This is a genomic window from Pseudonocardia ammonioxydans (assembly GCF_900115005.1).
Lineage (GTDB): Bacteria > Actinomycetota > Actinomycetes > Mycobacteriales > Pseudonocardiaceae > Pseudonocardia > Pseudonocardia ammonioxydans.
In genome coordinates this window covers 94,790-121,392 of record NZ_FOUY01000005.1, presented here as the reverse complement: position 1 = coordinate 121,392, position 26,603 = coordinate 94,790, and the positions used below count along the sequence as shown (strand labels likewise).

The window sequence follows — 26,603 nt, the reverse complement described above, 5'->3', positions numbered from 1 at the left end:
TATTCCGGCAGAGGAGGGCGGGCCGGACGGCGCGCGCGGACCGGTGATTAGGCTCCGCCGACGTGAGTGAGTCCAGCAGCGACCTCCGCGACACCCCCGCCGCCGACACCGAGCACGTCCCGGGGCCCGACCCGCTCCGGTTCGACATCGTCGACGTCTTCACCGACCGTGCCTACGCGGGCAACCCGCTGGCCGTCGTGCACGGGGCCGAGGCGCTGTCCACCGCCCGGATGCAGGCGATCGCGACCGAGTTCAACCTGTCCGAGACGACGTTCCCGCTGCCGCCGACCGGCGACGGCGACGAGAGCGCCGACTACCGGGTGCGGATCTTCACCCCGGCCCGGGAGCTGCCCTTCGCCGGGCACCCGAGCGTCGGGACCGCGTGGGTCCTGGCCCGGGACGGCGCGATCGGGCACGGCGACCGGATCCAGGAGTGCGGCGCCGGGCTGCTGCCGGTCCGGGTCGACGGCAGCGGCGCCCGGGTCGAGGGCGGCGAGCCGGTCGTCGGCCCCGAGCTGAACGCGGTCCGCCTCGCCGCGGCGCTGGGCCTGGACCCCGACGACGTCGACGGGGCCGCGGTGCCGGGGATCGCCGGGGCGGGCACCGACTTCGCGCTGCTGCTGGTGCGGGCCGACGCCCTCGCCCGCACCGTGCCCGACCCGGCCGCGCTGTCCGCGGCGACCGAGGGCCGGGTGGCCGGGGTGCTCGTGGCCGCGGTGGACGGCACCGCCGAGCGGGTGCGGGCCCGGATGTTCGGCACCGGGATCGGGGTCCCGGAGGACCCGGCGACCGGGTCGGCGGCCGTGGCGCTGGGGGTCTACCTGGCCGACCGCGGCCTGGTCCCCGACGACGGGGAGCACCCCTTCGTCGTCACCCAGGGCGTCGAGATGGGCCGCCCCGCCACGCTGTACGCGGGCGTGCGCACCGCGGGCGGACGGGCCGTCGCCACCTGGGTGGGTGGCACGGTCGTCGCCGTGGCCAGCGGTTCCCTCACCCCGCCGTCCGAACCCTGGTGACTCACGAGTAACCCCGGCTGACCTCCCGCGGGTGAGAAACCAATCACCTGGACGGGGCGATCGGCCGACGGTCGTGCCAGCATCACCCACAGCCCGGACGCCCGCCGCAGCCCATGGCGGGCGAGCACGAACTCGACGAGGAGCCCGCCTGTGAGCACCACCCTCCGCGCCCGCCGGTCCTGCCTGGCCGTGCCCGGATCGAGCCAGAAGTTCATCGACAAGGCGCGCACGCTGAACTCCGACCAGGTCTTCCTGGACCTGGAGGACGCCTGTGCCCCGCTGGCCAAGCCGGGTGCCCGCAAGACGATCGTCGAGGCGCTCAACGAGGGCGGCTGGGGCGAGAAGATCCGGGTGGTCCGGGTCAACGACTGGACCACCGAGTGGACCTACCGCGACGTCGTCGAGGTCGTCGAGGGCGCCGGCGCGAACCTCGACGCGATCATGCTGCCGAAGGTGCAGACGCCCGAGCAGGTCGTGGCGCTGGACCTGCTGATGACCCAGGTCGAGAAGACCATGGGCTACGAGGTCGGCACGATCGGCATCGAGGCGCAGATCGAGAACGCGCTGGGCCTGACGAACGTCAACGCGATCGCCACCGCGTCCCCGCGCGTCGAGACGATCATCTTCGGCCCGGCCGACTTCATGGCCTCGATCAACATGAAGTCGCTGGTCGTCGGCGAGCAGCCCCCCGGCTACGACGTGGGCGACGCCTACCACCACATCCTCATGTCGATCCTCATGGCGGCCCGCGCGCACGACAAGCAGGCCATCGACGGCCCGTTCCTGCAGATCAAGGACGTCGATGCGTTCCGCCGGGTGGCCGGCCGCTCGGCCGCGCTGGGCTTCGACGGCAAGTGGGTGCTGCACCCGGGCCAGATCGACGCCGCGAACGAGACGTTCTCGCCGGCGCAGAGCGACTACGACCACGCCGAGAACATCCTCGACGCCTACGAGTACTTCACCTCGGAGGCCGGTGGGAAGCGCGGTGCCGCGATGATCGGCGACGAGATGATCGACGAGGCCAGCCGCAAGATGGCGCTGGTGATCTCGGGCAAGGGCCGTGCCGCCGGCATGACCCGCACCGACCGCTGGACCCCGCCGGAGTCCTGAGCAGGGGCCTGCTCCCCGCCCGACGGCACTGACCACCGAAGCTCAGGAGGAACCATGGCCCGGCTCGCCCAGACCGCCGGTCTCACCGATATCCAGACCGAGATCCTCTCCACCGTCCGCTCCTTCGTGGACAAGGAGATCATCCCGCATGCCACGGCGCTGGAGCACGCCGACACCTACCCGCAGGACATCGTCGACGGGATGAAGGAGATGGGGCTGTTCGGCCTCATGATCCCGGAGGAGTACGGCGGGCTCGGCGAGTCGCTGCTCACCTACGCGCTGGTCGTGGAGGAGATCGCGCGCGGCTGGATGAGCGTCTCCGGCGTGATCAACACGCACTTCATCGTGGCCTACATGCTGCGCCAGCACGGCACGCAGGCGCAGAAGGAGCGCTACCTGCCGAAGATGGCCACCGGCGAGACCCGCGGCTCCTTCTCGATGTCCGAGCCCGACCTCGGCTCGGACGTCGCGGCCATCAAGACCAAGGCCGTGCAGGACGGTGAGGACTACGTCATCGACGGCGCCAAGATGTGGCTGACCAACGGTGGCACGTCGAACCTGACCGCGGTGCTGGTCAAGACCGACGAGGGCGCGGAGAAGGCCCACCAGAACCTCACGACGTTCCTGGTCGAGAAGCCCACCGGCTACGGCGAGGTCGCTCCCGGCCTCGTCATCCCCGGCAAGATCGACAAGATGGGCTACAAGGGCGTCGACACCACCGAGATGGTGTTCTCCGGTCACCGGGTGTCCGGCGACCAGATCCTCGGCGGGGAGCGCGGCAAGGGCTTCGGCCACATGATGGACGGCGTCGAGGTCGGCCGGGTCAACGTGGCCGCCCGGGCCTGCGGCATCGCGATCCGGGCCTTCGAGCTCGGCGTGGAGTACGCCCAGCAGCGCTCCACCTTCGGCAAGCCGATCGTGAACCACCAGGCGATCGCGTTCAAGATCGCCGAGATGGCGACCAAGGTCGAGGCCGCACACCTGATGATGGTGAACGCCGCGCGCCTGAAGGACCGCGGCGAGCGCAACGACGTCGAGGCAGGCATGGCCAAGATGCTCGCCTCGGAGTACTGCAAGGAGGTCACCGAGGAGGCGTTCCGGATCCACGGCGGCTACGGCTACTCCAAGGAGTACGAGATCGAGCGCCTCATGCGCGAGGCGCCGTTCCTGCTCATCGGCGAGGGCACCTCGGAGATCCAGAAGACGATCATCTCCAAGGGTCTGCTGCGCGACTACAAGCTGCGCTGACCCGGCGCGGACCACACGGCCCCCGTTCCCCGCACCCGGGGCACGGGGGCCGTGCCGTGTTTCGGGGGATGTTTCGGCAGGGGCGTCCTCCGGGGAGGCGGCGGACGTGACCTGCGGGACGCCGCTAGGCTCGCCGGGCACACCGGGCGGCCGTCGACCGTTGTTCCGGCAGCGGAGCGTCAGAACCGGGATCGCCAGAACCGGGAGCGTCAGAACCGGGATCGTCAGGAACACGAGGAGAGCGCCATGACCAACCCCTTCGGCGGCCAGGCACGCCCGGCACCGGGCCTGCCGCAGCTGCCCACTCCGCCGACCGGGTGGCCGGTGGGTTCCTACGCCACCTACGAGGAGGCGCAGCGCGCGGTCGACCACCTCGCCGACTCCGACTTCCCGGTGCGCGACGTGACCATCGTGGGCGTCGACCTGATGCTCGTCGAACGGGTCATCGGCCGCCTGACCTGGGGTCGCGTGCTGGCGTCCGGTGCGGCGTCGGGCGCCTGGCTCGGCCTGTTCGTCGGTCTGCTGCTGTCGCTGTTCTCCCCGGACGGCAGCTTCCTGCCGATCCTGGTCGGCCTGGGCTCCGGTGCGGTGTTCGGCATGGTCTTCGCCGCCGTCGGCTACGGCGCCAGCCGCGGCCGCCGCGACTTCCAGTCGGCCAGCCAGATGGTCGCCGGCCGCTACGACGTGCTGTGCGAACCGCGCAACGCCGAGCAGGCCCGGGAGATGCTGGCCAAGCTCGCGATGGGCAGCCCCGGCGGGGGCTGGTAGACCCGGGTGGGCGCGTCGGGTTCCGGGGAAGCGGTCCGCCGGGGCAGGATCGGGGCGTGAGCGGACAGGCCTGGGAGAGCGAGGAGATCCGCCCGTCCACGGTGCACCGCGCCTACGGGCGCGGCGCGAGCGGATTCGACGCGTACGTCGGCACCATCCCCGGCTACCGGACCCACCTGCGGGTCTCGGCGTCGCGGATGGGGCTGGGGGACGGCCCCGGACTGCGGCTGCTCGACATCGGCTGCGGCACCGGCGTCTCCACCGAGGCCCTGCTCACCACGGTGAAGGGCGCCGAGGTCGTGGCCGTCGACGCCTCCACCGAGATGCTCGCGGTGGCGCGCAAGAAGAACTGGTCCCCGCGGGTGACGTTCGTCCACTCCCGGCTCGAGACCCTCGCGGAGGCCGGGATCGAGGGCCCGTTCGACGGGATCCTCGCCTCGTACCTGGTCTCGAACCTGCCCGACGCCGAGCACGGGCTGCGCCTGCTGCTGTCGCTGCTGGCCCCTGGCGCCCCGCTGGCGGTGCACGACTACGCGGTCGGCGGCCCCCGTGGCCGGACCCGGTGGGCGACCGCGAACTGGAGCTACCTGCTGCCGATGGCGTCGATGCGCTGGGGCGTGTCCGACCTGGCCCGGTACCGGATGAAGCGGGTCGGCGGCGCGGGCGGACCCGAGCAGATGGTGCACCGGATGGAACGGGCCGGGTTCGAGGACGTCCGGGTGCAGACCGTCGGCGGGGTGCAGCAGCACCTCGTGCACACCTTCCTCGGCCGCAGGCCCGACGAGCCGGACCTCGTCGGGGAACGGTACGCCCGCTCGTCCGCCGTGCCCGCCGGCCGGTGGGAGGTGTCCCCGGACCCGGGACCCGGTCCGGACGACGCCGCGGCCGAGCCGGTGACCGAGGGCGGGCCGGGCGACCCGGGCTACGCCGACGAGATCCCCGACGAGGTCCGCGAGGACACCGGTGGCGCGGGCGACGCCGGCGCGGACGAGACCGGCGCGGACGAGGCCGAAAACCCTGCCGGCCCTGCCGACCCTGCCGACACCGAGGGCGAGCCGCCCACTCCGCCGTCGGGCAACCGGCAGGTCTGAGCCTGCCGAGCCGTCACAACCAGCCGTCACAGCCAGCCGTTGCGCCGGAAGTTGCGGTACAGCAGCCCGCAGATGGTCGCGATGACCAGCAGCACCATCGGGTAGCCGTAGTCCCAGTGCAGCTCGGGCATGATGTCGAAGTTCATGCCGTAGACCCCGGCGATCATCGTCGGCACCGAGATCAGGCCGGCGTAGGCGGTGATCTTCCGCATGTCGTTGTTCTGCCGCATGCTGATCTTCGCGAGTACCGCGTCGACCAGCGTGGTCAGCAGCTCGTTGAACCCGGCGACCTGCTCGGCGACCCCGCCCAGGTGGTCGTCGACGTCGCGGAAGTACGAGCGCACCTCGTGCGGCACCAGCGAGCTGTAGCCCTCCGACAGCTTGCGCATCGGCCCGACCAGCGGCATCACGCAGCGGCGCAGGTCGAGGATCTCGCGCTTCATGACGTAGATCTGCTCGGGGTTCATCGTCGAGCGCGGGGAGAAGACCTCGGCCTCGACGGCGTCCAGGTCGTCCTCGATCTGGCGGACCACCTCGATGTAGGTGTCGACGACGTGGTCGGCGATGCCGTGCAGCACCGCCGCCGGGCCCAGCCGCAGCTGCTCCGGGTCCTCCTCGAGCCGGCGCCGCACCTCACGCAGGCCGGTGTGGCGGCCGTGCCGGACGGTGACGACGAAGTCGCGCCCGACGAACGCCATGACCTCGCCGGTCTCGACGATCTCGTTCGCGGTCGTCGGGTCGGCGTGACCGACGTAGCGGACGGTCTTGAGCACCATGAACAGGGTGTCGTCGTAGCGCTCGAGCTTGGGCCGGTTGTGCGCGTGCACGGCGTCCTCGACGGCGAGCTCGTGCAGCCCGTAGGTCTCGGCGACACCGGAGATCTGCTCGTCGTCGGGCTCGTGCAGCCCGATCCAGGCGAAGCCGTCGCCGCGCTCGCGGACCTCGGCGATCGCCTCCTCGTGCGTCCAGCGCCCGGGCAGCCGCTCGCCGTCGACGTAGACCGCGCAGTCGACGACGTAGGCCGACAGCGGTACCCGCAGCCGGGCGGCGCTCCCGGTGCCGGCCGCGCGCTGGGCACGGCGGCGGGTGCGACCGGCGGAGCGGATCGAGGGGCGGAGCTGGGAGAGCGAGGGCATCACGGTGGACCTCCCGTGGGCGGCCGGGTGCAGCCGGGTGACGCGTGCTGCACCGAGGACGTGCGGCCGTCGGGGCGGCCGCCGGACTCGCGCCACGCCTCCCGCCGGGATCAGCCCGGGAACACGCCCCGGGCACGGAGCAGCGGGAGGCGGCACGTACTGCTCACCGGTGTCTGGGACTCGGACGACACCGCGCTCACCTCCCCTGCCCTCGGGTCCGTACGGCCTGCAGGCCGTGTGGTGTATCGGCTCGTGTCACGCCGGTGTTTCCGGAACGCGGTGTGCCGGAACGTCGGTGTGCCGGAACGTCGATGTGCCGGAACGTCGGTGTGCCGGAAATGTGAGATCCCCGACCGCGCACGTGTGAACCGGGCCGCCCTGCTCCGGGCGGGCCGCCCGTTAGATTACCCCCGCAACGGATCGAGAGCGTGATGGGAGCGTGAACGGTGCAGTTCGGGCGCTACTACGAGGAGTTCGAGGTCGGTGCGGTCTACAAGCACTGGCCCGGCAAGACGGTCACCGAGTACGACGACCACCTGTTCTGCCTCCTCACGATGAACCACCACCCGCTGCACATGGATGCGCACTACGCGGGTGAGACGACCGACTTCGGCAAGAACGTCGTCGTCGGCAACTACATCTACTCGCTGCTGCTCGGCATGTCCGTGCCGGACGTCTCCGGCAAGGCCATCGCCAACCTCGAGGTCGAGTCGCTCAAGCACACGAAGCCGACCTTCCACGGCGACACGATCTACGGCGAGACCGAGGTCCTGGACAAGACCGAGTCGAAGTCCAAGGACGACCGCGGGGTCGTGTACGTCGAGACCCGCGGCTACAAGCAGGACGGCACCGTCGTGTGCACGTTCCGGCGCAAGGTGATGGTGCCGAAGCGGTCCTACGGCGACACGCGCGGCGGCGAGCAGCCCGGCCGGCCCACGCCGCAGGTCTGAGCGGCCGCCGCCGGCCCCGACCGCCGCGCGCGGTGAGCGCGCCGGTGTGTCCCTCACACGCGAACCGCGCACCCCGGCGCGGCTCACTCGCTGCGCCGGGTGGGCGGTGCGGTGTACCCGCCGCCCGGGTGGCGCGGCACCCGTGGATCCGGCCCGGCGCGGGCGGTCAGCAGCGGGGCAGGCAGCCCCAGCCGTCGAGGGTCTCGGTGAGGCCCTCGACGACCGGCAGGTCCGCGTACGCGGCCCGGTCGACGAACCGGGCGTCGTCGGCGTCGTCCCCGGCCCGCGGCGCCGACGCCGAGCCGGGAGCGGTGTCGCACAGGTAGTCCGCGATCCGGTAGGGGCCGCGCCGCACGACGCCGACCAGCCGACCCGGCCGGACGGTCAGGCCGGTCTCCTCGGCCAGCTCGCGGACGACGGCGGCGTGCTCGTCCTCGCCGGGCTCGACCCGGCCGCCGGGGACCGACCAGAGCCCGCGACCCGGCTCGTTGGCCCTGCGCACCAGAAGCAAGCGGCCATCCGGGTCAAACACGATTGCACCCACGCAGGGGACGTGTCGGCTACTTTCGGTCATCCGGAATGACGGTACGCTGCCTGGGTGCCGGTACCCCGGGCCAGCCGGGCTGGGGTACCAATGACGAGGTAGTCCCAACGGGCCGGAACGGGTGACGGGTAACGTGCGCAAGATTCTCATCTTGGTCGCTGTGGCGCTGGGTATCTTCCTGGTCGTGACCGCGCCCACAGCGGCGGCGGGCTCGGTGCAGAACGTCGGCAACATCCTCTACGACGCGGCTCAGTCGGTCTCGACGTTCGTCACGTCGTTGATCTGATTCCGTGCTCGCGCCCCGGGAGATCGACGAGTACCTGCTCCCCACGGAGCGGCGGGTCATCCGCGTGCGCCAGCACTGGGCCGTGATGGCCAAGCACATGCTCCAGACGGCGCTGTTCATCCTCGTCGTCATGGGCGTCGAGCAGTTCATGGACGGCTCGGAGAACCCGGCCGTCGCCGTGCTGATCGACAACCTGGCCTTCTACCTGGTGGTGGTCGCGGTGCTGCGGTTCACCGCGCTGACCATCCTGTGGTGGATCGAGCGCATCGTGATCACCGACAAGCGCGTGATGATCGCCCAGGGGATCATCACGCACAACGTCGGCATGATGCCGCTGGGCAAGGTCACCGACCTGACGTTCCGCCGGACGCTGTCCGGTCGCCTGCTCGGCTACGGCACGATGGTCGTGGAGTCGGCCGGTCAGATCCAGGCGCTCAACGAGATCGACTACATGCCGCGCCCGGAGGAGATCTACGAGGCGCTCTCCGAGCTCGTGTTCGGGGAGAAGGGCAAGACCCGGGCCACCGGGATGCTGGCCAAACCCCGCTGGCGCCGCTGAGCCGGACGGCGCTGCGGGAGCACACGGCACTAGGGTCGGCGACGTGTCCCGGCCTGTGATCGACCTGCACGCCCACTCGACCGCCTCCGACGGCACCGACAGCCCGGCCGGGCTGGTCCGCGCGGCGGTCGCCGCCGGGCTCGACGTCGTCGCGATCACCGACCACGACACCACGCACGGCTGGGACGAGGCCGTCGCGGCCTGCCCGCCCGGGCTGGCGCTGGTGCGCGGTGCCGAGTTCTCCTGCCTGAGCCCGACCGGGCGCGACGGCGAGCCCCGCTGCTCGGTGCACCTGCTCGGCTACCTGTTCGACCCGCAGCACGAGGCGATCGTCGCCGAGCAGGAACGGCTGCGGGAGGAGCGGGTCCAGCGGCTGCACCGCATGATCGGCGCGATGGCCGCTGACGGGTACCCGGTCGATGCCGGGACCGTCTTCGCGCACCTGCCCGAGGGCGGCAGCGCGGGCCGCCCGCACCTGGCGCGTGCGCTGGTCGCCGCCGGGGTCGTCGCGTCGGTCGACGCCGCGTTCGCCGAGCTGCTGCACAACGACAGCCCGTACTACGTGCCGCGCGCCGACACCCCCGTCGAGGCGGCCGTCGAGATGATCGCCGCCGCCGGTGGGGTGTCGGTGTTCGCGCACCCGCTGGCCCGGGTCCGCGGCCGGGTGGTCGACCCGTCGGTGCTGGTCGACCTGGCCGGGCGCGGCCTCGACGGGATCGAGGTCGACCACCCGAACCACGTTCCGGAGGACCGAGAGCTGCTGCGTCGCCTCGCCGGCGAGCACGGGCTGCTCACCACCGGGTCGAGCGACTACCACGGCACGAACAAGACCACCCCGTTCGCCGAGGAGACCACCGATCCCGACGTCTACGCGGCGCTCACCGGCCGGGCCCGCGGCGTCCCGGTCGTCGAGGGCGGGCACCCGCCGACGGGGTGACGGGCGATCGACGGAGGGCGACCGGGGTCGCTGTACCGTGGGCGAATGGCCCGGACCCCTCCCGCCACCGGGTACCCGGACGGCCAGCTCGGCCTGGACCTGCTGGACCCGGACTTCGGCGCGACCGCGCTGCACCGGGTGACGCCCGCCCGCCTCGACACCTGGGACGCCTGCCCGCGGCGCTACCGGATGCTGCACGTCGACCGGCCGGCGCCGTCCCGGGGCGGGGCGTTCGCGCACACCACGCTCGGTGCCGTCGTGCACCTCGCGCTGCGTGCGCTGGCCGAGCTGCCCGCAGACCGGCGCACCCCGGCCGCGGCGGCCGCGCTGGTCGGGCGGCACTGGTCGGACGAGGGGTTCGCCGACGCCGCGCAGGCCGCCCGCTACCGCGAGCGCGCCCAGGACTGGCTGGCCGCGGCGGCCGAGGGCCCGGCCGGGCGGAACGAGGCGGTCGCGGTCGAACGCCGGCTGAGCGCACCCGTCGGGGAGCTGCTCGTCGAGGGCCGGGTCGACCGGCTCGACGACGGCGCCGGCCTGGGCGTTGGCGACGGCGGGGCCGGCAGCGACCGCGGGGCCGGCAGCGACGGCCTGACCGTCGTCGACTTCAAGACCGGCCGCCGGGTCCCGTCCGACACGGACGCCCGTGACTCGCGTCAGCTCGCGCTCTACGCCGTCGCCGCGGCGCACGTCTTCCGTCGCCCGTGCCGGCGGGTGGAGCTGCACCACGTCCCGAGCGGGACCGTCGCCGGCTGGGTGCACGACGACGACTCGCTGCGGGCGCACGTCGCGGCGGCGGAGCGGACCGCGGCCGCCGCGGCCGGGGCGAGCGCCGCGCTGTCGGCCGGTGGGGACCCGCAGGCGCTGTTCCCGGTGCGCACCGGTACGCAGTGCGGGACCTGCCCGGTGCGCAGGCACTGCCCGGAGGGCCGCGCGGCCGTGCCCGAGCCGCGCCCGTGGGACCTGCTGGCCCCGTGACCACCGGACCCGACCACCCCGACCCCCGCGGAGCGCCCGACCCGGACCCCCGCGCCCGCCCCGGCCCGGCCCGGCGCCCCGCCCGGGGCTCGCCGCTGCCGGGCGGGAACCCGCCCGAGCCGCCGACCACGCCGACCCGCAACGCCCCGCCGCGCCGCCCGCCGGGCGGGCCCGCCGGACGCGACGCGGTCCCGGGGCCGGAGGGCCGCGGCCCGGGTGGCGCCGTGCCCGGACGCCCCGCGCCGGACCACCGGACCGCCCGTGCCGCACCGGGCCCGGCCGCCGGGCCCGGTGACGCCCGGCGCAGTGTCGCGGGGCCGGGCGGTGCCGGTCCCGGTGGCGCTGCCCAGGGCCGTGCCGCCCGGGACAGTGTCGGCCGGGGTGCTCCTGGCCAGGGAGGCGCTGCTCAGGGGCGCTCCGCCGGGGACGGTCCTGCTCGGGGCGGCCCCGCGCAGGGAGACGCTGCTCAGGGTGGTGCCGCACAGGCCGGTGCCGGTCCCGGCGGCCGACCGGACGCGGCCGGATCACGGCGGGGGCTGTCCGGCGACGGGGACGCGCGCGCGGACCGGCACACCCGGCGCGAACGTCCCGTGGCCCGGCAGGGCGAGCATCCCGGGTCCCGGCGCGGTGACCGGCAGGGCGAGCAGCCTGGGTCCCGGCGCGGTGACCGGCAGGGCGACCACCCCGCCGCCCGGCTGGGTGACCATCCCGCCGCCCGGCGGAGCGACCATCCCGCCGCCCGCCCGCAGGCCGGGGGGCGCCGCGGGGGTCGCCGCGGCGCGCGGCCCGCCGGATCCCCGAACCCGGCGGCCCGACCCTCGGGTGCCGGCCGGGTGCTGCGCGGGCTGAGCGGCGTGCTGGCCGGTGGGGTCGTCGTACTCGCGCTCGGGCTCGTCGTCGTCGCGTGGTTCGCCGGCCGCAGCGGTGTGCCCGGCCCCGGGGCCGGGGACCTGACGGCACATCTCGCCGCGGCGGCCGCCGCCGTGGTCGGGCAGGTGATCGCCGACCGCCGCGGCGACCGCACCGGGACCCTCGCCGCCCTCGGCGTCGTCGGGATCGCCGCCCTCGTGGTCGGCCTGGGCTGGTTCCTCTAGTCAGGCGAGTTCCGAGTCGCGCACCCGCTGCATGCCGTGCGCCGCCCGCCTGCGCAGCGCGGGCACCCGGTTGACCAGCCGCATCCCGGTCCGCTGCGCGGCCGAACGGAACGCCCGGGTGACCGGGCCGCGCCGGGCGTCGTCGTCGTTCATGAACTCCAGCGACTCCCGGACCGCGGCCGCCGAGTAGCGCCGCATCAGCGCCTCGTACTCGCCGACGGCGGCGTACAGGCCCTGCTCCCCGTCGCGGACCCGGACGAGGCGTTCGCAGAGCTCGCGGGCGTCCCGCAGCGCGGTGTTCGCCCCGGCGCCACGCCCGGGGGTCATCGTGTGCGCGGCGTCGCCGAGCAGGGTGACCGGGCCGGGTTCCCACTCCGGCAGCGGGTCCGAGGTCCGGATGTCGATCAGGATCGCCGAGGCCGGGTCGGACCGGTCGAGCAAGGCGTGCCAGCGCGGGTCCCAGCCGTCGGTGAGCCGGTGCGCATGGGTGAGCAGAGCAGAGCCGTCGGCACGGGCCGGCAGCCCCGAGGCGAACAGGCTCCGCGAGGCGGTCACCCCCCAGGACACGAAGTCGGTCGTCGGATCCGCCGCCAGCCCGCGCCACCCCCGCAGCGCGGCGGCGTGCTCCGGAGCGATCCCCGGCCGGGGCACGCGGTCGTCGTCCCACCGCATCCGCATGACATGGGTGATGCCCAGGCCACCGCGCCGGTCGAACAGCAGCGCCATCCCCGGCGCGCCTCCGTCCGGCAGCAGGGTGGTCGTCCGCTCGTCCAGCGGCGCCTTGGCGCCGAGGGCGACCAGCCCGGTGGAGGTGTGCCCGGCGGTGGGCGCCCAGCGCCGGCGCACCGGGGAGCCCGCACCGTCCGCGCCGACCAGCAGGTCGCCGGTGACCGGGTCGCCCCCGTCGGCGAACACCGCGACGGTGCCGTCCGGCCGGATCTCGAAGCGGCCGACCGGTCGTCCCCAGTGCACGGCGTCCTCGATGCCGGTGAGCAGCACCTGGCGCAGCGTCGCCCGGCTGACGTTGTGCTCGTCGGCGCCGCCGCCGGGCAGCTCGGCCGCCCGGATCGCCAGCAGCTCCCGGTAGCGCTCGGTGGACATCAGGAACCGCTCGTAGGGTTCGCCGGTACTCGCCTCGAACACCGCGTACAGGTCGGGCGGCAGGCAGCTGCGCAGCGCGCGGGCACCGTTCGGGGAGATCCCGACCCGGTAGCCGCGCAGGCCTGCAGTCCGCGGTCCGTCGTCGCGTTCCAGCACGACGACGTCGATCCCGGCCTGGCGCAGGCCCTGCGCCAGGCAGAGGCCACCGGTACCGGCGCCGGCGACGATGACTCGGAGGGGGCGTGCGGGCATGACGGACCTCGTGCGGCAGGGGTGGTCGCGACCGGGGCGGACGGGCCGCGACGGCCGTGCGTGCAGGTGGTGCGCGGCGGCGGTCAGCCGCCGGTGCGGTTCAGCGTCTCGGCGAGACGCCGCAGCTCCTCGTGGCTCCAGGTCAGCCGCCCGGCGCGGACGTCGTCGACGAGCGCGGCGACCCAGGAGGTCTCGGCCTCGAGCACGGTGATCTGGTACTCCGCCTCGACGAGCACGATGCGGGGGAGGAGCTCGACGACCGCCCCGTGGCTCGCCCGGGTCGCCGCGAGCCGGCGGCGGAGCGCGTCCAACCGGGACTCCATCGCTCGTGCCGCGTCCTCCGGTGCGAGCTGGGCGATGTGGGCGAGTGCCACGACGAACTCGGGGAACTCCGGTCGCGGCGCGGCCAGCATCTCCCGGATCCAGTCGGCCGCGGTCTCGCGCCCGTCGTCGGTGACCGTGTACAGGGTGCGTTCCGGGCGGGCGGTCTCCCGCTCGGTCGTGTGCTCGGTGATGAGGCCGTCGCGCGCGAGACGGTCGATGGTCTTGTAGAGCTGTGACCGCTGCCCGACGTTGACGACGGCGTCCTTGCCCCGCTCGCGGATGAGCTGCTGCATCCGGTACGGATGCATGGGCTCCTCGCTGAGCAGGGACAGCACGGCGAGCGCGAGGCCGGACCGCTGGGTCATAGTGTCGACGATACTAGTGTCGAGGACACTAAGGCAACGCCGGCAACGACACGGGGAACGGCGACACCGGGACGGAGGTCCTATGGCGATGGCCGGCCCGGGCCGAGCACCACGATCTCCTCGCCGCGCAGCTCCACCAGGAGCCCACCCTGCGCCCGGACCTGGACCGGCCCGGTCCAGGTCCCGCGGTCGACGGGCACGGTGCGGCCGACGGCCCCGGTCCGCGGGTCGACGTCGGCGAGGCCGCCGGGCACCGGGACCAGCAGCCGGTCGCCGTAGCGGGTCCCGGGCCCGGACGTACCGGGCACCGACCAGCGCGGCTCCAGGGTGCTGCTGTCCAGGGCGACCGTCGCGCCCCCGGTCCACCAGTAGCGGGTGCCCTCGTCGGACGACGTCCGTGCCACGCCGTCGGCCGGGACGCTGATCTGCGCACCCGCCTCGACCGGGAACTCGCCGATCCTGCGGCCTGCGCGGTCGACGAGGGCGAGGCGCGGGACCCCCGGGAGCAGCACCGCGGAGCGCTCGGCGGACACCGCGATCAGCTGCGCGCCCTCGGTGCCGATCTCGGCCGACGAGTCGAAGGCGGGCTGGTCGCCGTCGGAACCACTGGGCCGGAGCACCGAGAGGCGTTCGGTGGCCTCGCCGGGGCAGCGCTCGAGCACGCCGGCCCGGTCCCGGGCGGCGGCGAAGGAGCTGAAGGTGCACCCGGTCCGTGGCTGGTCACCGGGCTCCTCGGGGGCGCGGACGGTGCCGTACTCGGCCGTGCGGACCAGGTCGGAGCGGAAGGTCTCGACGTAGTCCTCACCGGTGGCCAGCACCGGGTCCTGACCGATCAGCCGGGTGCCGGGGCGTGCGTCGAGGGTCCGGGTCGGTCCGCGCTCGCCGGTGTCCGGGCCGAGCGTGGTCAGCTCCGAGCAGTACTGGTCGTTGCGGTAGAGCGCCAGCACCCGGCCGTCGGCGACGCCGGTGGTGCACAACGGCAGGTCGCGGGTGTAGCTCCATCGCTCCGCGCCCGTGGTGGCGTCGCGGCCGGACACCCGGGAGCCCTCGGCGACGACGACGCCGGCCCCGGCGACCAGGGGGACGGGCGTGGCCGGGCTCGGGGCCCGCCACAGCGCGGTGAAACCGGCCGGTACGGCCTCCGCGGGCGGCGGTGGGGTGGGGTCGCCCGGCGCGGTGACGGACTCGGTGTTCGCCGCCGGGCTCTGCAGCCCGTACAGCAGCGCCGCGCCGCCGAGCAGCAGAACGAGCACCGCGGCGACCAGGCGGTCGCCGCGGTGTCGTCGTTCGGCCGGTACCCGCGGCCCGGCTCCTCGGCCGGGCCGCAGCTCCCGCGACCGCAGCACGCGGGGGGCGATCGTCAGCTGGCGGCGGCGTCGGCGTCGCCGGTGGACCCGTCGCCACCGCCCGAGCGGCGCCGCGAGCCACCCCGGCGCCGGCGGCGGCGCGGCTTGGCCGCCGCGTCACCCGCGCCGGAGCCGTCCCCGGGACCGCCGTCGGAGGAGGGGCCGTTCTGCGGGGCGGCACCGCCGTCGGCCGCGCTCGCGGCGGCGGACGTGCCGGCCCCGGCGTCGACCGCGACCCCGCCACGGGTCCGGGTGCGGGCCCGGCGGCGCGGACGACGGCTGTCCTCGGTGCGGGTGTCACCGCCGCCGCGGGCCGGGCGGCCGGCACGCGGCTTGCGCGAGCCCTGGTGGTCGCCCTCGGAGTCGATGTACTCGGCCTCCAGCCCGGCGCGGGTCCGCGCGGACAGCGGCAGCCGGCCGGAGGCGTCGGCCGGGATCTCCAGGTCGGCGTAGAGGTGGTCCGACGTCGAGTAGGTCTCGACCGGCTCGTCGATCCCCAGGTTCAGGTCGTCGGAGATCAGCTTCCAGCGCGGCATCTCGTCCCAGTCGACGAGCGTGACCGCGACGCCCTCGCGCCCGGCACGGCCGGTGCGGCCGATCCGGTGCACGTAGGTCTTCGCGTCCTCCGGGCACTGGTAGTTGATGACGTGCGTCACGCCGGTGACGTCGATGCCCCGGGCCGCGACGTCCGTCGCGACGAGCACGTCGACCTTCTCCGAACGGAACGCGCGCAGCGCCTGCTCGCGGGCGCCCTGGCCCAGGTCGCCGTGCACCGCAGCCGCGGCGAAACCGCGCTCGGCCAGGTCGTCGGCCACCCGCTGGACGGTCCGCTTGGTCCGGGCGAAGATCATCGTCAGGCCGCGGTCCTTGGCCTGCAGCACCCGGGTGACCAGCTCGACCTTGTCCATGGCGTGCGCCCGGTAGACGAGCTGGCGGGTCCGCTCGTGGATGGAGCCCTGGTCGGACTCCTCGGCACGGATGTGGGTCGGACGGGTCAGGAACGCGCGGGACAGCTGCACGATCGGGCCGGGCATGGTGGCCGAGAACAGCATCGTGTGCCGCTGCTCGGGCAGCATCCGCAGGATCCGCTCGACGTCGGGCAGGAAGCCCAGGTCGAGCATCTCGTCGGCCTCGTCGAGGACGAGCGCCTTGACCCGGCCGAGGACCAGGTGCCGCTGCTCGGCCAGGTCGAGCAGCCGGCCCGGGGTGCCCACGACGATGTCGACGCCCTTGCGCAGCGCCTCGAGCTGCGGCTCGTAGGCGCGCCCGCCGTAGATCGCCACGACGCGCACGCCGAGGTTCTTGCCCGCCGCGGCGATGTCCCGCGCGACCTGCACGCACAGCTCGCGGGTGGGGACGACGACCAGCGCCTGCGGCACGTCCTTGGAACGGTCGGCGGCCTCGCCCTCGGAGGTGGCGGCCGGCTGCTCGCCGGGCGGGGTGATCCGCTGCAGCAGCGGCACACCGAAGCCCAGGGTCTTGCCGGTGCCCGTGCGGGCCTGGCCGATGACGTCCTCGCCGTCGAGGGCCAGCGGCAGGGTCAGCTCCTGGATCGCGAACGTGCGGACGATGTCGTTCTCCGCGAGCGCGGAGACGATCTCGTCACGGACGCCGAGCTCGGCGAACGTCGGGGGGAGCTTGTCGCCCTCGGCGGGGGCGGGGGAGCCGGACGGGGCGTCCACGGGGGTGATGCCGGTGGCCTCGAAGCCCGGGTCGGCTTCGGGCGGGTTCTCGGGGGTGCTCTCGGAAACGGACAGGGTGATCGCCTCTCTCCGCGCACAGGAGCCGTGGCGTGGCTCGTCGACCGGCACCGGGTCCGTCGGGGGACCGGGCGGGAGAGCCGCCGAGGCGCTGCGCGCACCAGGTCGGGTGCGGGCTCCGGTGAGACGTGGTACGGCCGCTTCGAGGGCCGCCCGCCCCGTTACCCGGTTCCCGCGCGGTGGGCACGTCGGCCTCCACACGGCGACGCGCTGACCGCATGGTACCCGGCGAGACCCGATCGCACGATCCGCGCGACCGGGTGGTGCACGGTGAGATGGCTCGCGTCGGTGCTCGCCGGGCCACCGGGGCCGTCTGGATCGGCGCCGCCGGGGCGGCCCGGCCGGCCCGGTTAAGGTGACGCCCATGAGCACCGAAGCCGGCGGGCCGGCCCCGGCGACCGTCGAGCTGCTGGGCGTGCTCGCCTACGGCGAGCTCTCGGCGTTCGACCGGCTCGCCGAGGACGCCCGGGCCGCGCCGACCCTGGCCGGCCGGGCGCAGCTGTCCACGATGGCCGCCGCGGAGATCGGTCACTTCCGCCTCATCGAGGAGTACCTCGGCGGCTCCGGCGTCGCGATCGCCGACGCGATGGCACCGTTCGTGGCGCTCATCGACAGCTACCACGCCTCCACCGCCCCGCGGAGCTGGCTGGAGTCGCTGGTCAAGGCCTACCTCGGGGACGGCCTCGGTGCCGACTTCTACCGCGAGGTCGCGGGCTGGGTCGACCCCGGGACGGGGGAGCTCGTCCGCAGGGTGCTCGCCGACACCGGGCACTCGGCCTTCGCCGAGCGCGAGGTCCGGGCCGCCTGCGCGGCCAACCCGGCCCAGCGCGACCGCCTGGCCCTGTGGGGGCGACGGCTGCTGGGTGAGGCCGTCACGCACGCCCAGCGGGTCGTCGCCGAGCGCGACGAGCTGGCCGAGTTCATCGTGCTCGGCTCCGGCGAGAAGGGCGGCGTCGCCGGGCTGATCAAGACGGTGCAGTCGGCACACGGCAAACGGATGGGCAGGCTCGGGCTGTCCTGAGCCGATCTCGACTAACCTGGCGCCGGCAAGAAGCATGAGGTGATGGATCGGGAGGTCCACCGGTGAAGGTCAAGATCGGCATCGCGGAGACCCCGCGGGAGCTCGTGGTGTCCAGTGACAGCACGCCGGACGAGGTGGCCCAGCTGGTGAGCGGGGCGATGAAGTCCGACGACGGGCTGCTGAACCTCACCGACGACCAGGGCAACCGGTTCGTCGTGCCGGTCGCGCGGATCGCCTACGTGGAGATCGGCCCGGCCGAGGAGCGCAAGGTCGGGTTCGGCCTGGGCGGCTGACCGCGCAGGACGACGGCGCCGGGCCCGGCCCCCATCGCGGGGACGGGCCCGGCGCCGTTTGCGCCTCGGTCCGGAACCCGGCGCTACCGGGCCGGTGGGGTGCCGGCAGCGGTCCCGGCCGGCGGGTCCGGGACCGGGAACAGCCGCAGGACCTCGGCGTCGGCCCCCGGCGCGTCGAGCCCGGCGACCCCGGCGATCCCGCCCCAGATCAGCGCGGACAGGTAGCCGGTGAGCGACTCGCGGCTCATCGTGCGCCGGTCCAGCCACCACTCGCCCGCCGACTGCACCATCCCGATCAGTCCGCGCGCCCAGGCCTCGGCGCCGCCGGAGTCGCGTCCCTCGGCGCGCAGCCGCTCGCCGATCAGGGTGGCCAGCAGCGCGGCGATCCGCCCCTGGACGTCCTCGACGATCTCCGCACCGGGGGCCGGCTCGGCCGGGTTGGCCACGACGAAGCGGTAGAGCTGCGGCTCGTCCTCGATCCCGCCGAGGAACGCGTCGATCACGGCGGCGACGTGCTCGACCGGCTCGGCCTCGACGGCGAGGACTGGGTAGATCCGTTCCATGAGCATGTCCGCGGCCCGCTCGCCGACGGCGCGCTGCAGGTCCGCACGGTCGGTGAAGTGCCGGTAGAGCACCGGCTTCGTGATGCCGGCCGCGGCGGCGATCTGCGCGACCGACACGCCGGGCCCGTGCTCGCGGATCGCCTCGACGGCCGCCTCGACCATCTCGGTCCGGCGTTCCTCCCGGCGGCGCGAGCGCGCGTCCGGCTTGACATCCCTCTGCACCTGCGGCACGTTACCAGTGGTAACCGTTACCGACGGTAACGGCAAGGAGGATGCGGTGCCCGGAACAGAGCGTCGATCGGCGGAGCGGATCGTCACCCGGGACGGAACCGGGTTGCACGTGTGCGAGTCCGGTCCGCCGTCCGCGCCGGTGACGGTGCTGCTGGCGCACGGCTGGACGCTCGACGAGCGCTGCTGGGCCCCCGTCGCCGACGCGCTCGCCGTCGGCTCCGGGGGTGCCGCCGGGAGCCCGCCGGCGCGGGTGATCCGCTACGACCATCGCGCGCACGGCCGGTCCGACGACACCCCGGACGCGGACAAGACCCTCGACCGGCTCGCCGACGACATGGCCGAGGTGATCGAGCAGCTCGTCCCCTCCGGACCGCTGGTGATCGCCGGGCACTCGATGGGCGGCATGACGACGATGACGCTCGCGCAGCGCCATCCGGAGCTGGTGCGGTCCCGGGTGAGCGGGGTGGCGCTCGTCGCGACGGCCAGCGGCGGGCTCGGCGCCGCCGCCACGCTCGGCATGTCCGGGCTGCCCGCCACGATGTTCCTGACCGGCAAGGACCGGCTGACGACGAGCGCGCTGTGGACCGACCGGCGCTCGCTCACCGCCCGGCCCGCGCTGCTGCGGGCGGGTCTGCAGCCGCTGTTGCTGGGCCGGCACCCGGACCCGCTGGCGGTGCGCACGACGTGTGCGGCGATCGCCGGCTGCCGCCCGACGACGATCTCCGGATTCACCCCGACCCTGACCGAGCACGAGCGCGACGAGGCGCTCGCGACGTTCGACGGGCGCCCGGTCGAGATCATGGTCGGCTCCCGCGACCGGCTCACCCCGCCCCGCTTCGCCCGCCGGATCCGGGACCGGCTCCCGCGGGCAGGGCTCACGGTGTTCCCCGACGCGGGGCACATGCTCCCGGTCGAGCGCGTCGGCGGCGTCGCGGCCCGGATCGCCGCACTGGTGCGCCACGCCGTCGTCGCCCCCGCGGCCTGAACGCCGCCCGGGGCGCCGGCGACCCAGGGGACCGGCGCCGGACCGTCGTGCGGAGCGCTCAGGCCCCCTGCTCGGTGCTTCCCGTGCTCCCGGGATCCTCGGGGTTGTCGTTCAGCTTGGGGAACCCGGCGATGCCGCGCCAGGCCAGCGAGGCCATGAGGGCGACGGCCTCGTCGCGGGGCACCCGCTGCTCGGAGTCCAGCCAGTACTGGGCCCCCACCTGGCTGAGCCCCACGAGACCGACGGCGAGCAGGCGTGCCCGGTCGTGGTCCAGGCCGGCGTCGGTGGTCACCGCACCCGCGACCGCGTCGATGCAGCGGTCCAGCGCGCTCTCGACGAGGGCGGCGGCCTCGGCGTCGCCGCGCAGGTCCGACTCGAACACCAGGCGGTAGGCGCGGCCCTCGCCGGCCACGAAGTCGAAGTAGGCCGCGACGGCGGCCTGCACCCGTTCCTTGTTGTCCTGGGTGCGGTCGATGGCCCCGGAGACCCGCTCGACGAGCTCTTCCGCGTACGTCGTGAGCAGCGCCTGGTACAGCTCCAGCTTCCCGGGGAAGTGCTGGTAGAGCACCGGCTTGCTGACCCCGGCCCGCTCGGCGATGTCGTCCATCGCGGCGGCGTGATAGCCCTGGTCGGCGAAGACGTCGCGAGCGGCAAGCAACAGTTGCGCGCGCCGCGCCCCACGGGACAGTCGTGCGCCCCGCGGCGTGGCGGTTCCGGTCATCGGCCCCCTACCTTTCACCCGGTGTGGGGTCACCCTACCCGCAGGTAACCGGGAATTCGAACACTCCGTGAGCGGGGCGCCGCGCCGCCCGGCGAGCGGACTCCGGTGCCTGGCTACAGCCGCCGCGCACGCAGCGCGACGGCGGCCAGCACGGGCACCGCGGCGACCAGCGGGCCGGGTGCCCCGGCCACCGCGGCCACGGTCGCGAGCGCGGCGATGCCGAGCGCCCCGAGCACCCCCGTGCGGGCGTGCGCGCGGGCCCGGCGGGCCAGCACGAGGGCCACGGCCACCTCGGCGGGACCGCCCCGGACGACGATCCTCGCCGATCCGGTCGGGGCGACCGGAAGCGGGGCGACCGGATCGTCCGGGGTGCCCGGGTCCGCTGGGTTCATCGGGTCCGTCGGGTCCACCGAGTCCACCGGGTCGGCCGAGCCGTTCGTGGCCGTGGCCGTGGCCGGAGTCGAAGCCGGAGTCGAAGCCGGAGTCGAAGCCGAAGCCGAAGCCGAAGCCGGAGTCGAAGCCGGCGCCGTAGCTGGAGCCGGGGCCGTAGCCGGGGCCGCGCTCGGGACGGACCCGTGCGGGACGAGCCGGATCGCGAGATCCGCGCCGGTCAGCGCCGCGGCGTCGCTCCCCGGCTCGGCCGCGACCGCGACGGTCCGGCCCCGCACCCGCAACCCGGCGACGGCCGCGGCGCGGCCCGCGGCGTCCAGCCCCGGCCGCACGGCGTCCGGGTCGGCCGGGTCCAGGCCGGCGGCCGCGGCGAGCGCGCGGGCGGCACCGTCCTCGTCGGGGCTCAGGAACACCGGTTCGATCCCGGCGGCCCGCAGCGCCGCCACCCCGGCCGCGGCGTCCGGGTGCGGGGCACGGGTGAGCGCGAGGACGGCGCGGGCGGCCCCGTCCCAGGCGACGGCGACGACCGCGCGGCCGTGGGCCTCGGCACGTTCCCGGTCGGCTGCGATCCCCGCGGGCAGCCGGATGCCGTGCTCGAGCAGCCAGTCCGGGGAGCCGAGCAGCACGGCGTGCGCGACGATCGTGGCGCGGGTCCGGTCCGTCACGCCGACCGCGGTCCCCGCCGTCGCGGCGTCGCCGTCGGCCCGCCCGCCCGGCCGAGGCGCTGCCGCCACCAGCTCGGCCACCAGCCCCGACATGCCCAGCCCGGGCTGCTCGTCGGCCTCGGCGACCTCCGGGAGCTCGCCGGGTGCCACCTCGGCCAGCGCCCGGGCGAGCGGGGCGAGGTCGGAACCCGGCCGGGCCGCGGCCGCGACCGATCCGGCCAGCCGCAGCACCGTCGCCGGATCCTCACCGCGTGCGGGATGTACGGCGACCGGGCCCGGTGCGGTGCCGGTGAGCACGTCCGGTCCGGCGAGGGCGACGGTGTCCACCCGTTCCGCCGGGCGGGGCCCGCCGGTCGGGTCGGTCCAGCCGACCGGGTCGAACCGGGCGGGAACGCCGGCGGACGCGGGGACTGCCGGCCGGTGCCCGGCCCGGGGGACGGCCGGTCCGGCGGGCGCCGCGGGCGCGTACCGGCGTGCGACGGCGGGCTCGTGGCCGGCGCGTCCGCCGTCGGCGCGAGCCCCGGCGACCGGCCGTCCCCGGTGCGGGAACGGTCCCGGTCCGGCCGGGTGCCCGGTCCCGCCCGGCGCCGGGAGCGGGAGGCGCACGTCCGGGCCGCCCGCCCGGTCCGCGGCCCGCACGGCGGCCGGTACGGCGGCGAGCAGCGCGACCGGGCAGGCCGCGAGCAGCACGGCGATCCCGGCCGGGACCGCCGTCGTCCACCCGGCGCCGGCACCCACGTGGAACCCGGTCACGGCGAGGGCGGCCAGCGCGGCCGCCGGGACGATCCGGGCGCTCCACCGGTCGGCGGCGGAGCCCAGGGCGTCCTGCCCCGGGTTCCGCCGACCTCCCGGCCGGACCCACTCCCGGGTCGTGCCGGCCCCGCGGGGCTCGCGACCGGTGCGCTGCACGACGATCGCGACCACGGTCAGCACGGCCGCGGTGCCCGGCAGCAGCGCCGGCCCGCCGAGCAGCGTGAGGGGTCCGGGTGCGGCGTCCGGGCCGGGGACGGCGGCCGGGGCGAGCAGGGCCGGGACCGACCAGGCGAGGGCCGGGAGGGTCGCGAGGGAGACGCCGGCGTCGGCGGTCACCGCACCCGCGCGCAGCGCGTGAACCGCGCGCCGGTGGCCGTCCCACCCGGCCCCGGCGACGACCACCACGGCCGCCGCCACGCCCACCGCCCTCAGCACGGCCGCCGCTGTCGGGGGCAGACCGATCGGGAAGAGGAGGGGCACGACCGCGGCGAGGGCCGGCAGCAGCAGCGCCAGGCCGGCGGCGACCGCCGCCGGGACGAGCGGGGAACGGAGCACCGGCTCAGCTCCCCGCGGCGGTCGGCAGGGTGAACTCGCAGGAGCGCAGCTCGCCGCCGGAGCGGTAGTCCAGGAACAGCCGGTAGCTGCCGGCGGCGGGCACCGACGCGGTGAACGCGATGCCCGGGCCTGCCCGGTCCTGCGGCCCGGCCCCGGTGACCTCGGGCCGGACCGGGAAGCGGGCCAGGTCGCCCTGCCGCACGGCGGTCATCCGCCCGAACGCGCCGCCGTCGACGGGTTCGAGGTCGGTGACCGGGGCGCCGTCGCGGGCCGCGGTGACGAACAGCCGCGACCGGCCGCCCGGCAGCAGCGCACCGTCGACCCGGACCTGCTGGTCGCCGTGGCCGCAGCTGCCCGACCGGTTCTCCCGCGGGAACTGGAAGGCCCCGTAGGGGCCCGGGACGTGCACGTCGGCGCCCAGGTCGACGCGGGGCCCGCCGGTCGGGGTGAAACCGGCGTAGAGCCGCCAGACGCCCTCGCCGGGGAAGGTCATCGGGGCCCGCCAGATCCCGTCCGGGCCCCGGGTCGCGCGCAGCCGGGTGTAGCCGGCGACGTCGCGGCGGACGACGGCGACGTCCAGCTCCGGGCGCCCGTCCCCGGGGTCGTCGAAGCGGGTCACCGGCAGCCCGTCGGACCCGGTGACGGTGAACTCGACCTCGGTCGCCTCCCGCCACGGATAGACCAGCCGGGTGGGGGACAGCGTGTAGCCGGCGGTGGTGCTCAGGACCCCGCCCGGCTCCGCGTCCGCCACCGACGACGCCTGCCGGGCCGGCAGCGCCTGCTCCTCGCCGGCCGGTTCCCGGGCACCCGCGGTGAGGGCGCCGACCGCACCGCCCGCGGTCCAGGCGCCGGTGAACACGAGCACCGACGCGGCGCCGAACCCGGCCAGCCGGGCGCCGGCCGACCCCGCGATCCGCCTCATGCGTCCTCCCGTGCCGGTGTGCGGCGACCGTCCGTCCCGTCGGGTACAACGCGTGACCGGCGATCCCGTTGCGCTCCGTGGGCGTGTCGGGACGCACGGTGACCACGCGTGCCCGGGGCCGGGGTCGCGGATCACGGGGGTGGGCGTCGCCGTCGCCGACACGTCATCCTGGTGGGATGGTCGCCGGCACGTCGCTCCCCGTTCAGCCACCCGTCACCGGGCCGGTGCCGGCGCCGGACGCGCCCCTCGCCGACCCCGCGACGCTCGGCGAACTGCCGGTGGACCGGGCGCCGTGGCCGGGGCGCACGGTCACCGCGGGCGGGGTGTCGCTGCACGTGCGCGAGAGCCCGGGCGAGGGCGACACCGAGGCCGTCTACGTGCACGGCCTGGCCGGTTCGGCGACCAACTGGACCGACCTCGCGGGCCTGCTCGGCACGCGCGCACCCGGCCTGGCGGTCGACCTGCCCGGGTTCGGCCTGTCCGAGCCGACGGCGGCGCGCGACTTCACCCCGGACGGCATGACGGACGCGCTGCTGTGCTGGCTGGCCGGACGACGGGAGCAGTGTGCCCGCGACGGGCGCGGCGGCGGCCCGGTGCACCTGGTCGGCAACTCCCTCGGCGGGCTGATCAGCATGACGATCGCCGCCCGCCGTCCGGAGCTGGTCCGGTCGCTGACGCTGATCTCCCCGGCGATGCCGGACCTGCGCCCGGACCCGCGCCGGCTCTCCGACCCGCGGATGGCGCTGGCGATGGTGCCGCTGCTCGGGCGTGGCGCCCGCCGCGCACTGGCCGCGGAGCCGCTGCGCGACAAGGCCGAACGGATCGTGAAGGTGTGCTTCGCCGACCCGGCGCGCGGGTCCGAGCGCCGGCTCGAGGAGCTGGTCACCGAGCACGCGCACCGCGCGACGCTGCCGTGGGCCACCGAGGCGACCGACGCCGCGACCCGCGGGCTGCTCGCGCTGTGGGCCGGCCGCTCGGTGTGGCGGCGGGCGGCCCGGGTCCGGGTGCCGACGCTGGTGATCTGGGGCGGGGCGGACCGGGTCGTGACGCCGCGGCTGGCCCGCCGCACCGCGGCCGCGCTGCCCGGTTCGCGCCTGGTCGTGCTGCCCGGCACCGGGCACGTGGCCCAGATCGAACGTCCGCAGGAGGTCGGCCGGGCCGTCGCCGGGCTGTGGGACGAGGCCTGACGGACTGTGGGACGACGCCTGACGGGCTGTGGGACGTGGCCTGATCGGCGCCTCGGGGAAGATGGGGGACCGCGGGCGCGTTGACACGCCCGAGACCGCACGCAACGCACCCCGAGGAGTGGACGAGATGGCGCTACCGCCGCTGGTGGAGCCGGCTACCGAGCTCACCAAGGAGGAGGTCGAGCGGTACAGCCGCCACCTCATCATCCCCGACGTCGGGATGGACGGACAGAAGCGGCTGAAGAACGCCAAGATCCTGGTCGTCGGTGCCGGTGGGCTCGGCTCGCCGGCCCTGCTCTACCTGGCCGCGGCCGGGGTGGGCACGCTCGGCATCGTCGAGTTCGACGTCGTGGACGAGTCGAACCTGCAGCGCCAGGTGATCCACGGCCAGTCCGACGTGGACCGTCCGAAGGGCGAGTCGGCCCGCGACTCGATCCTCGAGGTCAACCCCTACGTCGAGGTCCGCCTGCACAACGAGCGGCTGACCAGCGAGAACGTGCTGGACGTGTTCCGGGACTACGACCTGATCCTGGACGGCACCGACAACTTCGCGACCCGCTACCTGGTGAACGACGCCGCGGTACTACTCGGCAAGCCCTACGTCTGGGGTTCGATCTTCCGGTTCGAGGGCCAGGCGTCGGTGTTCTGGGAGGACGCCCCGGACGGGCAGGGCCTCAACTACCGCGACCTCTACCCGGAGCCCCCGCCCCCCGGGATGGTCCCGTCCTGCGCCGAGGGCGGCGTGCTGGGCGTGCTGTGCGCCTCGATCGGCTCGATCATGGTCAACGAGGCGATCAAGCTGGTCACCGGCATCGGTGAGCCGCTGCTCGGCCGGCTGGTGATCTACGACGCGCTCGAGACCACCTGGCGGCAGGTGAAGATCCGCAAGGACCCCGAGACGCCCAAGATCACCGAGTTGATCGACTACGAGGCGTTCTGCGGCACCGTGACCCAGGAGGCCCAGGACGCGGCCGCGAACAGCACGATCACCGTCGGCGAGCTCAAGGAGATGATCGACGCCGGGAAGGACTTCCAGCTGATCGACGTCCGCGAGCCGCACGAGTACGAGATCGTCAGCATTCCGGGTGCGCGGCTGATCCCGAAGGACCGGATCCTGTCGGGGGAGGCGCTGTCCGAGATCGGCCAGGACACGCCGGTGGTGCTGCACTGCAAGTCCGGTGGGCGCTCCGCCGAGGCCCTCGCCGCGCTGCACCGGGCAGGCTTCTCCGACGCCGTGCACGTCGGTGGCGGCGTGCTGTCGTGGGTCAAGCAGATCGACCCGTCGCAGCCGACCTACTGATCCGGTAGGCGCCCCTCCCCGCTGAGCGGGGAACACCGGCCGCCGCCCCACGAGGGGCGGCGGCCGGTGTCGTTCCACCTCGGGGTCATCAACCGGTCACGCAGCGTTCGGTTGCGCCGCACGGGTGACTATCGCCCGTTCGTCCCCGGATTTCG

26 protein-coding genes are annotated in these 26,603 nt (G+C 75.0%); 15 read left to right on the top strand and 11 right to left on the bottom strand.

Annotation, left to right across the window (positions count from 1 at the left end):
• Positions 1-62: 62 nt before the first annotated feature.
• The 5 genes from BM093_RS07145 to BM093_RS07125 all read left to right on the top strand — a co-directional run bounded on the left by BM093_RS07145 (position 63) and on the right by BM093_RS07125 (position 5,233).
• Positions 63-1,016, top strand: a complete 954-nt coding sequence (locus tag BM093_RS07145; protein ID WP_093339046.1) for a PhzF family phenazine biosynthesis protein — start codon at positions 63-65, stop codon at positions 1,014-1,016.
• Positions 1,017-1,166: 150 nt separating this feature from the next.
• Entirely contained in the window at positions 1,167-2,126 is a 960-nt protein-coding gene (locus BM093_RS07140; RefSeq protein WP_093339042.1) for an HpcH/HpaI aldolase/citrate lyase family protein, read from the top strand.
• Between the two features lie 54 nt (positions 2,127-2,180).
• Positions 2,181-3,374, top strand: coding sequence for an acyl-CoA dehydrogenase family protein (locus BM093_RS07135; RefSeq protein ID WP_093339039.1), 1,194 nt, complete (start codon positions 2,181-2,183; stop codon positions 3,372-3,374).
• Positions 3,375-3,620: 246 nt separating this feature from the next.
• Positions 3,621-4,142 (top strand): general stress protein, encoded by a 522-nt coding sequence (locus BM093_RS07130; protein ID WP_093339035.1) that lies wholly within the window; start codon positions 3,621-3,623, stop codon positions 4,140-4,142.
• 56 nt (positions 4,143-4,198) lie between these two features.
• Positions 4,199-5,233: a methyltransferase domain-containing protein gene (locus tag BM093_RS07125; protein ID WP_245773355.1), complete on the top strand. Its 1,035-nt coding sequence runs from the start codon at positions 4,199-4,201 to the stop codon at positions 5,231-5,233.
• 26 nt (positions 5,234-5,259) lie between these two features.
• Here BM093_RS07125 and corA read toward each other — a convergent pair whose 3' ends face one another.
• Entirely contained in the window at positions 5,260-6,369 is a 1,110-nt protein-coding gene (gene corA / locus BM093_RS07120) for a magnesium/cobalt transporter CorA (RefSeq protein ID WP_093339032.1), read from the bottom strand.
• Positions 6,370-6,815: 446 nt separating this feature from the next.
• Here corA and BM093_RS07115 point away from each other — a divergent pair, with 446 nt between their 5' ends.
• Complete coding sequence (locus BM093_RS07115) at positions 6,816-7,319, top strand: MaoC family dehydratase (RefSeq protein ID WP_093339029.1); 504 nt, start codon at positions 6,816-6,818, stop codon at positions 7,317-7,319.
• 166 nt (positions 7,320-7,485) lie between these two features.
• Here the strand turns inward: BM093_RS07115 and BM093_RS07110 are convergent, their stop codons facing one another.
• Positions 7,486-7,893 carry an NUDIX hydrolase gene (locus tag BM093_RS07110; protein WP_093339026.1) on the bottom strand — a complete coding sequence of 136 codons (408 nt, stop codon included), beginning with the start codon at positions 7,891-7,893 and terminating at the stop codon, positions 7,486-7,488.
• 260 nt (positions 7,894-8,153) lie between these two features.
• Between BM093_RS07110 and BM093_RS07105 the strand changes: the two genes are divergently transcribed.
• Genes BM093_RS07105 through BM093_RS07095 form a run of 3 tightly spaced genes read left to right on the top strand, consistent with a single transcriptional unit; the run spans position 8,154 to position 10,620 of the window.
• Entirely contained in the window at positions 8,154-8,708 is a 555-nt protein-coding gene (locus tag BM093_RS07105; protein WP_093339023.1) for a PH domain-containing protein, read from the top strand.
• Positions 8,709-8,751: 43 nt separating this feature from the next.
• On the top strand, positions 8,752-9,645 hold the full coding sequence (locus BM093_RS07100) for a PHP domain-containing protein (RefSeq protein WP_093339021.1): 894 nt from the start codon (positions 8,752-8,754) through the stop codon (positions 9,643-9,645).
• Positions 9,646-9,690: 45 nt separating this feature from the next.
• Positions 9,691-10,620: a RecB family exonuclease gene (locus tag BM093_RS07095; RefSeq protein ID WP_093339018.1), complete on the top strand. Its 930-nt coding sequence runs from the start codon at positions 9,691-9,693 to the stop codon at positions 10,618-10,620.
• A gap of 524 nt (positions 10,621-11,144) precedes the next feature.
• Here the strand turns inward: BM093_RS07095 and BM093_RS07090 are convergent.
• Positions 11,145-11,351 carry a hypothetical protein gene (locus BM093_RS07090; RefSeq protein WP_143105286.1) on the bottom strand — a complete coding sequence of 69 codons (207 nt, stop codon included), beginning with the start codon at positions 11,349-11,351 and terminating at the stop codon, positions 11,145-11,147.
• Positions 11,352-11,453: 102 nt separating this feature from the next.
• On the opposite strand from BM093_RS07090, the gene BM093_RS07085 reads away from it, so the two are divergent.
• Entirely contained in the window at positions 11,454-11,714 is a 261-nt protein-coding gene (locus tag BM093_RS07085) for a hypothetical protein (RefSeq protein ID WP_093339013.1), read from the top strand.
• Here the strand turns inward: BM093_RS07085 and BM093_RS07080 are convergent, their stop codons facing one another.
• The 4 genes from BM093_RS07080 to BM093_RS07065 form a co-directional block, all read right to left on the bottom strand.
• Positions 11,715-13,067, bottom strand: a complete 1,353-nt coding sequence (locus BM093_RS07080; protein WP_093339011.1) for an FAD-dependent oxidoreductase — start codon at positions 13,065-13,067, stop codon at positions 11,715-11,717.
• Between the two features lie 83 nt (positions 13,068-13,150).
• On the bottom strand, positions 13,151-13,756 hold the full coding sequence (locus tag BM093_RS07075) for a PadR family transcriptional regulator (protein WP_093339007.1): 606 nt from the start codon (positions 13,754-13,756) through the stop codon (positions 13,151-13,153).
• Between the two features lie 80 nt (positions 13,757-13,836).
• Positions 13,837-15,102 (bottom strand): Rv3212 family protein, encoded by a 1,266-nt coding sequence (locus BM093_RS07070; RefSeq protein WP_177238311.1) that lies wholly within the window; start codon positions 15,100-15,102, stop codon positions 13,837-13,839.
• A 14-nt stretch (positions 15,103-15,116) separates the two neighbouring features.
• Positions 15,117-16,913 carry a DEAD/DEAH box helicase gene (locus tag BM093_RS07065; protein ID WP_425439111.1) on the bottom strand — a complete coding sequence of 599 codons (1,797 nt, stop codon included), beginning with the start codon at positions 16,911-16,913 and terminating at the stop codon, positions 15,117-15,119.
• A gap of 313 nt (positions 16,914-17,226) precedes the next feature.
• On the opposite strand from BM093_RS07065, the gene BM093_RS07060 reads away from it, so the two are divergent.
• Positions 17,227-17,883, top strand: coding sequence for a ferritin-like fold-containing protein (locus BM093_RS07060; protein WP_093338997.1), 657 nt, complete (start codon positions 17,227-17,229; stop codon positions 17,881-17,883).
• 62 nt (positions 17,884-17,945) lie between these two features.
• On the top strand, positions 17,946-18,176 hold the full coding sequence (locus BM093_RS07055; protein WP_093338994.1) for a DUF3107 domain-containing protein: 231 nt from the start codon (positions 17,946-17,948) through the stop codon (positions 18,174-18,176).
• Positions 18,177-18,259: 83 nt separating this feature from the next.
• Here BM093_RS07055 and BM093_RS07050 read toward each other — a convergent pair whose 3' ends face one another.
• The gene (locus BM093_RS07050) at positions 18,260-18,961 is read right to left on the bottom strand and encodes a TetR family transcriptional regulator (protein WP_093338992.1); all 702 of its coding nucleotides are present in this window, start codon (positions 18,959-18,961) and stop codon (positions 18,260-18,262) included.
• A gap of 55 nt (positions 18,962-19,016) precedes the next feature.
• Here BM093_RS07050 and BM093_RS07045 point away from each other — a divergent pair, with 55 nt between their 5' ends.
• A complete protein-coding gene (locus BM093_RS07045; protein WP_245773353.1) occupies positions 19,017-19,955 on the top strand; it encodes an alpha/beta fold hydrolase in 939 nt (312 codons plus the stop codon).
• A gap of 58 nt (positions 19,956-20,013) precedes the next feature.
• Here BM093_RS07045 and BM093_RS07040 read toward each other — a convergent pair whose 3' ends face one another.
• From BM093_RS07040 to BM093_RS07030, 3 genes are all read right to left on the bottom strand, one after another.
• A complete protein-coding gene (locus BM093_RS07040) occupies positions 20,014-20,676 on the bottom strand; it encodes a TetR/AcrR family transcriptional regulator (protein WP_093338989.1) in 663 nt (220 codons plus the stop codon).
• A gap of 113 nt (positions 20,677-20,789) precedes the next feature.
• A complete protein-coding gene (locus BM093_RS37860) occupies positions 20,790-23,039 on the bottom strand; it encodes an HAD family hydrolase (protein ID WP_093338986.1) in 2,250 nt (749 codons plus the stop codon).
• Positions 23,040-23,043: 4 nt separating this feature from the next.
• Positions 23,044-23,961 (bottom strand): glycoside hydrolase family protein, encoded by a 918-nt coding sequence (locus tag BM093_RS07030; protein ID WP_093338983.1) that lies wholly within the window; start codon positions 23,959-23,961, stop codon positions 23,044-23,046.
• Positions 23,962-24,137: 176 nt separating this feature from the next.
• On the opposite strand from BM093_RS07030, the gene BM093_RS07025 reads away from it, so the two are divergent.
• Both BM093_RS07025 and moeZ read left to right on the top strand, forming a co-directional pair.
• Positions 24,138-25,148, top strand: coding sequence for an alpha/beta fold hydrolase (locus BM093_RS07025; protein WP_093338980.1), 1,011 nt, complete (start codon positions 24,138-24,140; stop codon positions 25,146-25,148).
• 127 nt (positions 25,149-25,275) lie between these two features.
• Positions 25,276-26,448, top strand: coding sequence for an adenylyltransferase/sulfurtransferase MoeZ (gene moeZ, locus BM093_RS07020; protein WP_093339370.1), 1,173 nt, complete (start codon positions 25,276-25,278; stop codon positions 26,446-26,448).
• Positions 26,449-26,603 lie beyond the last annotated feature (155 nt).

Excerpts from the sequence above, each read along its gene's own strand:
- BM093_RS07135 (WP_093339039.1), top strand. The coding sequence starts at position 2,181 with ATGGCCCGGCTCGCCCAGACCGCCGGTCTCACCGATATCCAGACCGAG.
- BM093_RS07130 (WP_093339035.1), top strand. The coding sequence starts at position 3,621 with ATGACCAACCCCTTCGGCGGCCAGGCACGCCCGGCACCGGGCCTGCCG.
- corA (WP_093339032.1), bottom strand. The coding sequence starts at position 6,369 with ATGCCCTCGCTCTCCCAGCTCCGCCCCTCGATCCGCTCCGCCGGTCGC.
- BM093_RS07110 (WP_093339026.1), bottom strand. The coding sequence starts at position 7,893 with ATGACCGAAAGTAGCCGACACGTCCCCTGCGTGGGTGCAATCGTGTTT.
- BM093_RS07095 (WP_093339018.1), top strand. The coding sequence starts at position 9,691 with ATGGCCCGGACCCCTCCCGCCACCGGGTACCCGGACGGCCAGCTCGGC.
- BM093_RS07090 (WP_143105286.1), bottom strand. The coding sequence starts at position 11,351 with ATGGTCGCTCCGCCGGGCGGCGGGATGGTCACCCAGCCGGGCGGCGGG.
- BM093_RS07080 (WP_093339011.1), bottom strand. The coding sequence starts at position 13,067 with ATGCCCGCACGCCCCCTCCGAGTCATCGTCGCCGGCGCCGGTACCGGT.
- BM093_RS07075 (WP_093339007.1), bottom strand. The coding sequence starts at position 13,756 with ATGACCCAGCGGTCCGGCCTCGCGCTCGCCGTGCTGTCCCTGCTCAGC.
- BM093_RS07060 (WP_093338997.1), top strand. The coding sequence starts at position 17,227 with ATGAGCACCGAAGCCGGCGGGCCGGCCCCGGCGACCGTCGAGCTGCTG.
- BM093_RS07040 (WP_093338989.1), bottom strand. The coding sequence starts at position 20,676 with ATGACCGGAACCGCCACGCCGCGGGGCGCACGACTGTCCCGTGGGGCG.
- BM093_RS07030 (WP_093338983.1), bottom strand. The coding sequence starts at position 23,961 with ATGAGGCGGATCGCGGGGTCGGCCGGCGCCCGGCTGGCCGGGTTCGGC.
- BM093_RS07025 (WP_093338980.1), top strand. The coding sequence starts at position 24,138 with ATGGTCGCCGGCACGTCGCTCCCCGTTCAGCCACCCGTCACCGGGCCG.
- moeZ (WP_093339370.1), top strand. The coding sequence starts at position 25,276 with ATGGCGCTACCGCCGCTGGTGGAGCCGGCTACCGAGCTCACCAAGGAG.